This window comes from Winogradskyella litoriviva, from assembly GCF_013249065.1.
Classification (GTDB): domain Bacteria; phylum Bacteroidota; class Bacteroidia; order Flavobacteriales; family Flavobacteriaceae; genus Winogradskyella; species Winogradskyella litoriviva.
In genome coordinates, this window is sequence record NZ_JABRWQ010000007.1 from 40087 (window position 1) to 52804 (window position 12718).

The 12718-nt window shown below is 29.5% G+C and carries 10 protein-coding genes; 4 read left to right on the forward strand and 6 right to left on the reverse strand.

The window, feature by feature from the left end:
* Nucleotides 1-39: 39 nt before the first annotated feature.
* Nucleotides 40-3060, reverse strand: a complete 3021-nt coding sequence (locus HNV10_RS15030; RefSeq protein ID WP_173302217.1) for a tetratricopeptide repeat protein — start codon at nt 3058-3060, stop codon at nt 40-42.
* 246 nt (nt 3061-3306) lie between these two features.
* Between HNV10_RS15030 and HNV10_RS15035 the strand changes: the two genes are divergently transcribed.
* From HNV10_RS15035 to HNV10_RS15045, 3 genes are all read left to right on the forward strand, one after another.
* Complete coding sequence (locus tag HNV10_RS15035) at nt 3307-3990, forward strand: cell division ATP-binding protein FtsE (protein WP_173302218.1); 684 nt, start codon at nt 3307-3309, stop codon at nt 3988-3990.
* Nucleotides 3991-4060: 70 nt separating this feature from the next.
* Nucleotides 4061-5365 (forward strand): capsular polysaccharide export protein, LipB/KpsS family, encoded by a 1305-nt coding sequence (locus HNV10_RS15040; protein ID WP_173302219.1) that lies wholly within the window; start codon nt 4061-4063, stop codon nt 5363-5365.
* Between the two features lies 1 nt (nt 5366).
* Nucleotides 5367-6305, forward strand: coding sequence for a glycosyltransferase family 2 protein (locus tag HNV10_RS15045; protein ID WP_173302220.1), 939 nt, complete (start codon nt 5367-5369; stop codon nt 6303-6305).
* Here HNV10_RS15045 and HNV10_RS15050 read toward each other — a convergent pair.
* Complete coding sequence (locus HNV10_RS15050) at nt 6285-6695, reverse strand: sugar 3,4-ketoisomerase (protein WP_173302221.1); 411 nt, start codon at nt 6693-6695, stop codon at nt 6285-6287. The genes HNV10_RS15045 and HNV10_RS15050 overlap by 21 nt on opposite strands.
* The gene (locus HNV10_RS15055) at nt 6695-7756 is read right to left on the reverse strand and encodes a glycosyltransferase (RefSeq protein ID WP_173302222.1); all 1062 of its coding nucleotides are present in this window, start codon (nt 7754-7756) and stop codon (nt 6695-6697) included. Before HNV10_RS15055 ends, HNV10_RS15050 begins: the two co-directional genes overlap by 1 nt.
* Nucleotides 7757-7833: 77 nt before the next feature.
* On the opposite strand from HNV10_RS15055, the gene HNV10_RS15060 reads away from it, so the two are divergent.
* On the forward strand, nt 7834-8982 hold the full coding sequence (locus HNV10_RS15060; RefSeq protein WP_173302223.1) for a glycosyltransferase: 1149 nt from the start codon (nt 7834-7836) through the stop codon (nt 8980-8982).
* A gap of 17 nt (nt 8983-8999) precedes the next feature.
* On the opposite strand, the gene HNV10_RS15065 is transcribed toward HNV10_RS15060, so the two are convergent.
* The 3 genes from HNV10_RS15065 to HNV10_RS15075 are packed head-to-tail and all read right to left on the reverse strand — an operon-like array spanning nt 9000 to nt 12711.
* Nucleotides 9000-10289, reverse strand: coding sequence for an O-antigen translocase (locus tag HNV10_RS15065; protein WP_173302224.1), 1290 nt, complete (start codon nt 10287-10289; stop codon nt 9000-9002).
* A 4-nt stretch (nt 10290-10293) separates the two neighbouring features.
* Nucleotides 10294-11610, reverse strand: a complete 1317-nt coding sequence (locus HNV10_RS15070; protein ID WP_173302225.1) for an O-antigen translocase — start codon at nt 11608-11610, stop codon at nt 10294-10296.
* Nucleotides 11611-12711, reverse strand: a complete 1101-nt coding sequence (locus tag HNV10_RS15075; RefSeq protein WP_173302226.1) for a DegT/DnrJ/EryC1/StrS family aminotransferase — start codon at nt 12709-12711, stop codon at nt 11611-11613.
* Nucleotides 12712-12718 lie beyond the last annotated feature (7 nt).

Consider the following 12718-nt stretch of genomic DNA (forward strand, 5'->3'; position numbering starts at 1 on the left):
TTGCTTCAACTAAGAGATTCCTTTTTCAAAGGGATTGTTTTAGTCTTCAGTTTCAATTGATGAATTTGTTTTTGCTTCTTCCGCTTTTATTTTATTCAGTTCTTGTTGTGCTTCATTTACAACTTCTGTAAAATCAGGGAAGTTACTTATCACACTTTCTAATATGTATGTCGCTTGGAAGGCATCACCTAAAGCATAAAAGTTTTTAGCCATAACCACCAAACCTTTGGCACTAAACAATTTATAACTCCCATAATCTTTAGCTAATTTCTGAATCACTGTATTAGATGCTTCATAATCACCTGCCTTATTTTTAAAATAACCATTATAGAATAATGCTTCGGCTGCCACGCTTCCTGTGGCTATTTTTTCAATTTCTGCATAAGCTGTTTTGGCTTTAGTTTCGTTTCCTGTTTTTATAGCCGAACGTGCAATGATTAATTTAGCATCACTGGTTACTTTGTTATCTAGGTTTGAATGGCTTAATACTTTTTCGGCATAATTTTCTGCTTTTGCAAAGTCTTCCGTTTGGTAGTAAGCATTCATTAAATTAGATTGTGCGTAGATTACATTCTGAGGGTAATCTGCTTCTAATTCTAAATCTTTTAAAACTGGTATAGCTTTATTCCAGTTAGAATTACTTAAATAAATTTCGCACAGTTTTACAGTGGCTTGTTCTGTATATTCAGATTTTGAAGCTTCAACAACCGCTTTATAATGTGGTTGTGCGTTTTCTAATAAATCTTTTTTATAATATAGTTGTGCGACATAAAAGTGTGCTTTTAAACTGTGAATACCGTTAGGAAACTCATTTAAATATTTGTTAAACTGACGGATTGCTTTATCTGTTTCATTATCTAAATAAGGTTTCTCTGCTGCTAAATAGGTTGTATTATCTAAATCAATATCTGAAACTTCAACATAATCTAAAGTTCTAACCCAATTAGCATATTCATCTACACGACCAAGATCGATATATATTAATCTTACAGTTGAAACAGCCTGAACAGCTTCACCAGAACCAGGAAAATCGGTTGCTACTTTTTTAAATTTACTCAGCGCTCGTTCATTATCATTTCCATTATAATACACTAAACCTTGACGCAGTAAAGACTTAGATGTAAATGCACTTTTACTGTATTCAGTATTCAACCTATCATACATTTGCATTGCTTTGTCTGTGTCGTTAGCTTTTACATAAGAATTAGCCAACTCATACATAGCATCATCTCTTAAAGCCGATTTAGGGTAATCATTTATAAACGATTTTAAAGCTGAAATTTTAGCAGCCCCTTTTCCTAAATAGCCTTCACTCATGGCTATTTGAAAAGCAGCATAATCTGTTTCAATTTTATTAAGTTTAATCGCTTTCTTATAGGAATCTATAGCGTTTTGATATTGGCTAGACACAAAATAACCATCTGCTAATCTTAAATAAGCATCGTTTTTTCGCAATAAATCTGAAGAATTAGATTGAATAAATTTTTCAAAATAAGTGGAAGCATTACTATATTCTTTCAACTTAAAATAAGTGTAAGCTAAATTGTAATTAAGATTCTTATTTTCTTCTAAACCTGAAGCTTCACTTAAACCTGCAAATTGTTTAAAGCCGGTTAAAGCGTCATTATAATTGTTTAAGTTATATTCTGTTTCGGCATTCCAAAACGTTGCTTTGGCTACAAAAATTGGGTCAATTGACTCCTTTAATGAACCATTAAACAAGTCTAAAGCTTCGTTATATTTATTTTCGTTGTATAATTCTACTGCTCTAAAAAAGGCTACTTTTTGGTAAGCTTCTTTATTTTCAAAACTGTTTTTCCCTTTTAAAAGTATTAATGCTTCCTCGTAATTTTTTGATGTGATGTAAGAATCTATTAAAAGTGTTTCAATTTCTTCTTTAAAACCAGAATCTGGATATTGATCTAAATAACCGGTTAAAACCTGAGGAACGGATTGGTATGGATTACCAATCTCGTAACTAATCTTAGCGTAGTTTAACCATGCATCTTCTTGGATTTTTAAATCATAATCCATTTGAGACGCATTTCTAAAGGCGTTTAAAGCCTCTTGTTTTTTATCTAAATTGATATAACTTTCTCCTAAATGGTAATAGGCATTTTGTGCTACGGAATTGTCACCACCTATAATTTTATTGAATTCTGAAATAGCACTTTCAAAATCATTTTGTTTGTAATACGCATAACCTAATTGGTAATAATCTGTGTTACTCCATTTTCGGTTTTTACCTTTATAGTCTTTTAAATAAGGAATTGCTTCTGCATATTGCTCTAAATTAAAATAGCTTTCACCAATAATTTTAGACAACTCAGACTTTTCAGCTGCGTTACTTTTTGGCAATTGTTCTGAAGCTAATTCTATGGCTTTTTCAAACTTTCCTAGTTTAAAATTTAAATCAGCTTGGTAGTAAGATAACTTCTCTTTGTACTTTTCGTTGTCGCTAACTTGGTCAAAATACTCGTTAGCTGTATCATAATCATCACCTTGGTATGCTAAAAAACCTATGTAATACTTAGCCTGAGAACCATATTCTTTAGAGTTTACAACTCTATTTAAATACTTGGTTGCCTTCTTCTCGTCTTTTGTAGAATATAAGGAATACCCATAATTAAAGTTAAAACTTTCTTTTTCTGAACGTGCAATACTTCTTTCATCCACACGCTCGTACCACTTGCGTGCATAAGCATATTTGCCATTATTAAAGTAATAATCCGCAACATCTAAAAATGCTGTATTTCTTTTAGTACTTGTAGGATATTCATCTACAAAATCGGTTATTAAATCGTCTGCATTATTCTGATTTAAACGCACAGCACAATTTGCAATATAATAGGCACAATCTGACTGAATTGTAACATCTGAAGTATTGTCCTTAATAGCATCGAACAAGGACTGCGCAGCTTTGTATTGTTTATTATTATATAAAGTTAATGCTTTTTGGTAGTCTTGTAAATCGCTAGTATAAACGGCAGATTTTTGTGCCATACCAAACGAAGTAAAAACTATAAAAACGATGATTAACTGTCTTTTAAGTAACATCATTAGTTATGTGTTTAATTGATGATTTAATTTAAGTTCAAATATAATTATATACCAAATCTATAACGACAGAATTTGCTTATAATTATAAACCGAGTTATTAATATTTGATTGGTTACTAATAGTTGGCCGTTTTACGTTCTAAAATACTAACGTAATTAGAATTTCGTTTACAAATTAACTTGTAGCTTTTGGCATTTGAGATTTTAAGCAATACATTTACAGTTACCAAATAATTATATCAATACTATGTCTGAAACGGTTTTAGAACTAAAAGATGCCACAATTTACCAAGGCGGAAGTGTAGTCCTTTCTAAGGTTAATTTTGAAATGCAAAAAGGTGATTTTGTTTATCTTATTGGTAAAACAGGTAGCGGTAAAAGTAGTTTTATGAAAACCCTTTATGGTGATTTAGAATTAACTGAAGGCGAAGGTTCTGTAGTAGATTTTAATCTTAAAACCATGAAAGAGAAAGACATTCCTTTTCTAAGACGAAAGTTGGGTATTGTTTTTCAAGATTTTAAATTACTACCAGACCGAACCATTATTGGTAATCTTGAATTTGTTTTAAAAGCTACAGGCTGGAAAGAGAAAAATAAAATTCAAGACCGAATTGACACCGTTTTAGATAAAGTTGCCATGAAAACTAAAGGGTTTAAATATCCTCATGAACTTTCTGGTGGAGAGCAACAACGTATAGCTATTGCAAGAGCTTTATTAAATGACCCTGAACTTATCTTAGCTGATGAACCTACAGGTAACTTAGATCCACAAACAAGTATAGAAGTTATGGAAGTATTGCAAGACATTAATAAAAATGGCAATACAATTTTAATGGCCACACACGATTATGCTTTGCTTTTAAAATATCCAAGCAAAACTTTAAAATGCGATGAGAATAAGGTTTTTGAGGTGGTGCAGCGAAAAGGATAATTAGTTGTTGGTTGGTTAGCATTTCAAATTAATTTCACCATTGATTGAAGCTAAATTTATATATTAAAACATGACTGTAATATGCATTGGGTATTTTGATAAATTTTCGAGATTCTTTCTAGATATAGAGAAGCATCTTAAAATTAATTCAAAAACTTCAATTCATTTTAAAATTTACAGTATTCATATAAGTGGTTTTTTGTACACGTTATTCCGATTAAAGTTTAGTAGTTGGATTACCTTAAAAGCCTGGTTTTTAGTACAGAAAAAACAAAAGACCTATAAAAGAATAATTAACTCTTCTGAGTTATTCAAAGAGATTTCATATCTAAATTGTATTCAATTTCATAAAGCACTAAACTCTAAAATTTCAAAAACAGCACTAAAACTTCAAGCCCTCGCATACATAGATATTTTTGAAAAAAGATTTACAATAGAAAAACCCGATTATTTATTAACCCTTGGCGATTCTAGACTTTGTGTAGAAATTGCAGTTGCCGTAGCCAAAAAACATAACATCAAAGTTTATTATATAGAACAAGGACCAGTTAACACAACTTTTTTTGATGATGAAGGTGCAAATGCTAACTTGAGTATACGAAACAAGAGTGCTCTTAAAGTGCAAAATAATGCTAAAAAATATAATGATAAGCCTTTAAATAGTTTTGCTAAAAAATACAATCGTTCTCCTTTTTATCGTGGAATGGATGTTCTGTTTTCCATCTTATTTGAAAAAACTACTATTTGTCCTCCAGACATAAAGTTTACAGATGTTGTACAACGCTTAACTAAAAGGAATAAAAATTCTGCAATAGCTTTTGAAAACACTTCGCAACCTATTGCCTTACTAGTGCTTCAGGTTCCATTAGATGTTAATATGATTTATCATAGTCCTCATTTTAAATCTCATAATGAAATTGTAAAGAGTGTTTATGACAATTTACCAAAAAGTGTAAAATTAATAGTTAGAGAACATCCGCTTTATGTTAATAAATATGACAACGAACTATATAAATTTATAAACACAAACCATATTTTAATTGATAATACTACATCTTTAAATTCAGCCTTAAAAACAGCTAAAATTGTCATTGTAAATAACTCTACTGTTGGTGTAGAAGCTATACTAAACTATAAAACCGTTGTGGTTTTAGGTAATGCTTTTTATGACAACAACACTATTTGTCTTAAACTTGAAAATAAGTCAGAACTTTCTCAAATCTTAGAAAAGGCTGTTGATTATATACCTAACAAATCTAAAATTGATACCTTTAAAGATGCTTTGTTTAATAGTGTTTTACTACAAGGTGCAATTACAGACAGGACTTTAAAATCTTCAAAAACAATTGCTAATCACTTAATACAGAATTTATAATATGCCTTTTTTTTCTGTTATTATACCGCTTTATAATAAGGAAGTTTACATTTCTGATTGTTTAAAAAGTGTACTGCTTCAAGATTTTTTAGATTACGAAATTGTTATTGTTAATGATGGCTCTACTGACCAAAGTGTTTCAATTGTAGAATCATTCTCTTCAGATAAAATAAAGTTGTTTCATCAAACAAATTCAGGTGTAGCAGCTGCTAGAAACTTTGCTGCAAAGAAATCCTCTGGAAAATATTTAGCATTTTTAGACGCAGATGATAACTGGAAAACAAATCATTTACAAAGTTTAAAAGAAAGTATTTCCCTATTTCCAAATGCTGGCCTCTATGGAAATAATTATGAGATAAAATATAGTTCTAATTATATTACCAACGCAAACCTGAATATTAATACCATTGATCAACCTGTTCTTTTAGAAAACTATTTTAAGGCTAGTTTAAAAGATAATATCATTTGGACGTCTGCCGCAGCTATATCTAGAGAAAATTTTTTTTCTTATGAAATGTTCAACGTTGAATATAAAACAGGACAAGATTTAGATTTATGGATTAGAATTGCTCTTAAAGAAACTATTATTTTTAATCCTAAGGTAACTATGATTTACAATAAAGGAATTACAAATAGTTTATCTAAATCAGAGTTTAATGATGTACGGTACAGAATATTTAATTCTTTTAAGACGGCTGAATTAAAAAATGAAGATTTAAAACATTACTTAGACCTTAAACGTTATGGATTAGCTTTAAGAACTAAAATTAATGGTGAAACTAAAATATATAAGGACACATTAAAAACAATAGATTTTAATCATCTAAATTTTAAACAAAAAACGTTACTAAAAACGCCTTCTTTTGTTTTAAAAGCTCTAAACAAAATAAGGCCTTATATTATAAAAAACAAAATCTACCTAAGTCTTTTTAAAGGCTAAAAAGTCACTAAAGTTTCTAATATAATCATCTTCATTGTATACAGAAGATGCTAATACCAAACACACACAACCTGAAGAGAAATTATCAATTTCTCGCCAAATACCAGGCACAATTAATAAGCCTTTATGTGGCTTGTTTAGATTTATCGTTTTACTTTCCTTTCCATCTTTTAATAATACATTAAAACTGCCCGAAAGCGGTATAATTAGCTGATAGAGTTCTTTGTGAGCATGTCCTCCTCTAAAAGCATCTGATGGCACATCATATAAATAATAAACACGTTCTATTTTAAAAGGAATGGTTTCTTTTTCTATTACGGCCAATAAGCCACGCTCATCATGAACTCTTGGAATTTCTAAAATTGTAACATCGTTAATTGTTGTACCCATTAATTATCTATTAAAGTTTGCCATTGTTTAGATATATTTTCTACGGAAAAAGATGCTACACTCTTTTTAGCGTTTGTTTTACAGCGAAGATATAATTTTTCGTCGTTAATAAAACGATTTAAGGCTTTTGCCAGAGCTTCAGGGTTATGATTTTCTACCATTAAGCCATTATATTCATGCTTTATAACACCATCTTCAAAGTTTTTATATTCTACACTAACCACCGGAATACCACACGCTAATGATTCTAAAACGGTCATAGGAAAACCTTCATAATTACTAGACAAAATGGTAAATTTTGAAGAAGTTATGAAGCAAAATGGATTTTCAGAAAAAGGTAATACCTCTACATTTTCACTTAAACCTAAATTAATAATTCTATTAACTATTATACTTTTGTCCTTACCATTTCCCATAAGTAATAACTTTACATTACGATTAGGAAGTTGTGATTTAGAATATGCATCTATTAAAAGTGACAGGTTTTTTTGATTTTCTTCAAATCGTCCATACCAAAAAACATAAGGAGACGACATTTCTATTTTTTGTTCTTTTAATCTATTAATGTAATCAAAATCTATTGGGTTGTAAATCGTTTTTAAATTTTTGAACTTATAAGTTTCTCTTACTTTTTCTTCAATATTTTTAGAAACCGATACTATGGATTTTGCCTTTTTATAGAAGAAATTGGTTAAAAGTTTTAATGGAGGAAAATAACGGTCTACCGTAAAATTATGCACCATATAAATAGTTGACTCAGAATAAACAAAACCAGAAATTATATACTCAGAAAATGGTTTACAGCGCACACGATGATCAATTACCACATCAATATTATTGGACCTTAAAAACTTCTTAAATAAAAGAAACCGATTAAAACGACCAAACAGTGTATCGTTCTGTTCTTTAATTTTTCCTAGATTAAATAACTCACCTTTAAAAGGGTACTTTACACTATTAAGAATAGTAACAATATAAACATCATAGCCTAAATCTGATAAAAAAACAGACTGCATTGCAGCCACTCTATCTGCTCCTCCTTCACTTAGTGATCGAGACACAATACAGATTCTTTTTTTATGATTACTTTGCATGACGTTTAAATAAAGTATAAAGATATTAAATGAAACCTCAATAAATGAAAGTTTTACTCTTTGGTGAATATAATAGAGCGCAATGGAATATTAAAAATGGCCTATATCACTTAGGTCACGACGCCATTTTAGTGAGTAATAGAGATGGTTTTAAAAAAGTTGATGTTGATGTTGAAATTAAAGACCCTTATAGACCATACTTATTAAAAAAAATAAGAAGTATTATAAAAAGGTTTACAGGAATTGACATTTCAGCTCTTGCCATTAAACGACAAATAAAATCTAAAAAAGAATTACTTTCTAATTACGATGTTGTTCAATTTATAAATGAAGCTCTATTTGATTTTGACAGAAAAGACCAATTAGAGATTTTTAATTGGCTAACCGATTGGAACAAAAATGTGTTTTTATTATCAGCAGGTTTAGATTATCCTAGTGTTAGTTATGCTTTTGACAAAAAATTTAGATACTCAATTTTAACACCTTACTTTGAAAACAAAGGTACCAAACGCGATTTCTCTCCTGCGCTCAGTTATTTAACTGATGAACATAAGAATTTACATCAACACATTTTTAAAACCATAAAAGGCGTCATTTCTAATGATTTAGATTATCATATTCCTTTAATTGGGTATCAAAAATATTTGGGTATGATTCCGCATGCCATTGATTTAAGTCAACTAGACTATAAAACACCTATTATTAATGATAAGATTGTCATATTCCATGGAATTAACACACTCAATTATATAAAAAAAGGGAACGATATTTTTGATGAGGCATTAAAGCTTATTGCAGAAAAATTCCCAAATAAAGTAGAGATTTTAATTACCAAAGATTTACCATACAAAGACTACATTAAAAGTTTTGATAAAGCTCACATTTTACTAGACCAAGTTTATGCCTATGACCAAGGTTATAATGCTCTCGAGGCTATGGCTAAAGGCAAAGTTGTGTTTACTGGTGCAGAAAAAGAATGGTTAGAGTATTATAGTCTCACAGAAGACGCCATTGCCATAAATGCTTTACCAGATGCTGAAGCCATTGCAAAAAAATTAGAATGGTTAATTCTTAATCCTGAAAAAATAATTGAAATTTCAAAAAATGCCAGACAATTTGTTGAGGCAGAACATGATCATATTAAATGTGCCCAAAACTACTTAGAGAAATGGCAAGCGAAAATAAGAGAATAGAGAGAATTAAGCTATGATTATTGTAGTTCTAAATCTGTTTTGTTATAATAGTTTTTAATAACCATTATTACCACTAGAAAATAAATTATATATCTCACAAAATGAGCCATCACAACACCTTCTGTTCCGTAATACGGAATAAATAGTTTAGTGAGTCCAAAAAACAAGCCTATTGAAATTAGTTCTGTAATTACAAAACTTTTTACCAATCGTTTGGCTAAAAATTGATGCGCTAATACAACCGACGCTAAACGCACTAAGTCCCCTAAAAGCTGCCATTTAAACAGAGGTTCCATTCCTGTAAAATCAGGATACACAAACTGAATTATTAGATTTCTTAAAAGATATACCAATAACATACCTAAAGCAAAAACCGGCAAAATGGTTTTGTAGATATTTAAAACTTCATGTTTAAACTCAGACTTACTTTTAATATTTGCAAATTTTGGTAATACATATAACGTAAATAAACCTGTAGCAAACACCATATAATTTTTAGATATAAAGCTCATGGCTGTCCAATAACCAGCTTCATTTATATTTATTTCTTCAGTAACTAGAGATCTAATGTCTAACTCTATATAATTGATTAAAAAAGATGAGATAAATGACATTAATGTAAATGCCAATAATTTATTTCGGTAATTAAAATTGAGCTTAATAGATTTAAAATTAACATACCTATTTAGAGTTTTCCCAAATACAAAACCCAAAACCAGTAACTGAATTACGGGTGCTAATGCAATAGCAATTATTACACCTTTTAAATCTTTAGTATACAAACCTATTAATAAGGCAACAGCTCCTAGAAGGTAACTTATTAATTCTATTTTAGCATATCTTTTATAATCAGACAAACCACTAACAACACCATTTATCACTCTATTTACAGCTATAAAAGGAACTATGACAGCCAACAATTGAAATACATAAATATAGTTTTGAGAATAGAATACACTATCCGAAAAATAAGAAGCTCCAAAAAATAAGATTGCAGCAGATACTATTGAACCAATAATCACAAAAAGTGTAACTGTAGAAAATAATTTAGAAAGTTCTGGTTGCTCTTCTTTAAATTGCGCAACATATTTTACAACTCCAGAAAAAACACCCAAAGTAGATGTCGTTGTAAGCATAGCCAGCAAGTTTCTTATCTGCCCAATATTTGCGATACCAGCTTCTCCAACGGTTACAGCCAATAATCGCTGTATAAAAACTGAAACAACTAACCTAATAGAAATAACTACTGCATTAAGAGAAGTTATCTTAAGCACAGTATTACTACTAATAAATTTAGGAAGTTTCACGGTTCTAATTATAAGTTTCGTCTAATCCATCATCATTCAGAATTCCGAATAATGAACTATTAAAAGTCAATAATATAATGGCAAAATATAATAAATAGCTAAAGAAATGACCCATTACTGCGCCTTTTAGTCCAAATGAATCTATAAAATAAATACTAGAAAAGTACATTATAATAAATAGAAATATTTCTAAAATTAAAAAATGACCAAACATCTTTTTTGCTAGAAACTGATAAACAATCACCATTGCTAAAACACGCATTATATCACCCAAAATTTGAAAACCAAAGAGACTTTCTACAGGTTGAAAATCTTCAGAAAACAACAATTTTACCAACAGAGACCTACTTATATATATTATAAATAATAAAACCAAAAACACAGGCATTACTGTTTTATAGAAATTAATCACCTCTTTTTTAAATTCATTTTTAGAGTTAATTTCTGCAAAACGAGGTAAAATATACAATGCCATTAAAGAATTTATAAACATTAAATAATAATCTGAAACACGCGTAATTGCTGTCCAATAACCCGCTCCTTTTATACCTATTTCAGAAATGAGATGATTTCTAATAATAATCATAACAATAGGAATAGCGATTGCACTTACCAACGCCATTACCATATATGGACTTAAGTTCTGCAAAATTGATAAACTTATTTCTGATATTTTTATAGACCCAATTAAGCTGCGTCTAAAAACAATACCAACCAAAGTAATGAGTAAACTAAGTGCTGGTGTTATAACAATTGCCATTAATGCACCATTAATATTTTCTTGATATATTAAAACTAAGGTCACTAAAAGACCTAAAACTTGGCCTAAAATGTTGATTATTAATAAATATTTATGCTTAGAAAAACCATTCATTATAGAAAACACAAACATATTTAATGAATAGAATGGTAATACTATAGCCAAAGTCTCTATAATATAAGTGTAATTATAAGTAGATGAAAACAATATATCATTAATAAATTCGGCATTATAATAACATAATATAGCCAAAAACATAGACGAGAAAAAACCAAAATAAAAAACGGTAGACAAGGTTTTACTTAATTCTAATACATCATTTTTTACTTCATTAATATGTTTTACAACTCCTTTATATAAACCAGAAATAGCTAAAGATTGAATAACACTTAAAAAATTTCTCAAATTACCTATAAGAGCCATTCCGTATGGTCCTATAAAAAGCGCTATAAATTTTGAAATAATAATCCCAGAAATAATCTTTAGTCCAATATTAGCAGAATTTAAACCTGCAGATTGCACCAATACTTCTTTATTTATATAATTAAAAAATCGCTTCAATTAATAGAGATTTAAAACTACAATAACACGTTGCACGTCATTTTTGGTCATTACGGGACTCATTGGCAAACTAACTATTCTTTTATGAATTTTTTCTGTAATAGGCAGAATTAAACTAGAAAAAGCATCTAATGCCACCTGCTTATGTGGAGGAATAGGATAATGTATTAACCATTCAATTTTATGTAATTCTAAAAACTTAGTAAAACCCTGTCTATCCTCTACTTCTATCGCAAATGCATAGAACACATGATTCTGAGAACCATTATAAAACGGTAGTTTAATTTTTGGGTTAGTAATGCCGTTAATGTAGGCTTTTGCAATTGCTCTTCGTTTATTATTATCGTTATCTAAGGCTTTTAGTTTGATATTTAGAAATGCTGCTTGCATATCATCTAAACGGCTATTAAAGCCTATAATTTTATTGGTATATTTTTTAATACTTCCGTAATTACGAAGCAATTTTATAACCTCAGTTAGTTCTCCATCATTTGTGGTTACAGCGCCTCCATCACCAAGTGCACCCAAATTTTTACTCGGATAAAAACTAAATGCAGCAGCATGAGATAAATTTCCTGCTCTAGACCCATTATATTCAGAAATAGCACCATGAGCCTGAGCTGCATCTTCAATTAAAAGTAAATTATGTTTTTTGGCTATATCTTGTAAACCTTCAATAGCACACAACTGACCGTAAAGATGCACCATAATTATAGCTTTTGCATCTTTTAAATTTTCTTTTATAGAATCAATTGAAATATTATAAGTATTTGGGTCTGGCTCAACCAAAACAGGAACTAAATCAGCATGTAAAACCGATAAAATGGTGGCAATAAATGTATTTGCTGGTACAATAATTTTATCGCCTTTTTTCAGTTTCCCTAACTGAATGTAGCCTTTTAAAATAAGAGTTAAGGCATCTAAACCATTTGCAGTACCAATACAAAATTTTGCACCACAAAATTCAGCAAATTCATTTTCAAAATTAGAAACATTATTACCTAGAATATAATAAGAATCTTCTAAAGACTTAGAAAATGAAGCTTCTAATTCATCTCTAAATCTATTATTGATTTTATGTAAGTCTAAGAATTTAACCATATTCTAA

Coding starts and splice junctions, on each gene's coding strand:
- HNV10_RS15030 (WP_173302217.1), bottom strand. CDS start 3,060: ATGATGTTACTTAAAAGACAGTTAATCATCGTTTTTATAGTTTTTACT.
- HNV10_RS15035 (WP_173302218.1), top strand. CDS start 3,307: ATGTCTGAAACGGTTTTAGAACTAAAAGATGCCACAATTTACCAAGGC.
- HNV10_RS15040 (WP_173302219.1), top strand. CDS start 4,061: ATGACTGTAATATGCATTGGGTATTTTGATAAATTTTCGAGATTCTTT.
- HNV10_RS15045 (WP_173302220.1), top strand. CDS start 5,367: ATGCCTTTTTTTTCTGTTATTATACCGCTTTATAATAAGGAAGTTTAC.
- HNV10_RS15050 (WP_173302221.1), bottom strand. CDS start 6,695: ATGGGTACAACAATTAACGATGTTACAATTTTAGAAATTCCAAGAGTT.
- HNV10_RS15060 (WP_173302223.1), top strand. CDS start 7,834: ATGAAAGTTTTACTCTTTGGTGAATATAATAGAGCGCAATGGAATATT.
- HNV10_RS15075 (WP_173302226.1), bottom strand. CDS start 12,711: ATGGTTAAATTCTTAGACTTACATAAAATCAATAATAGATTTAGAGAT.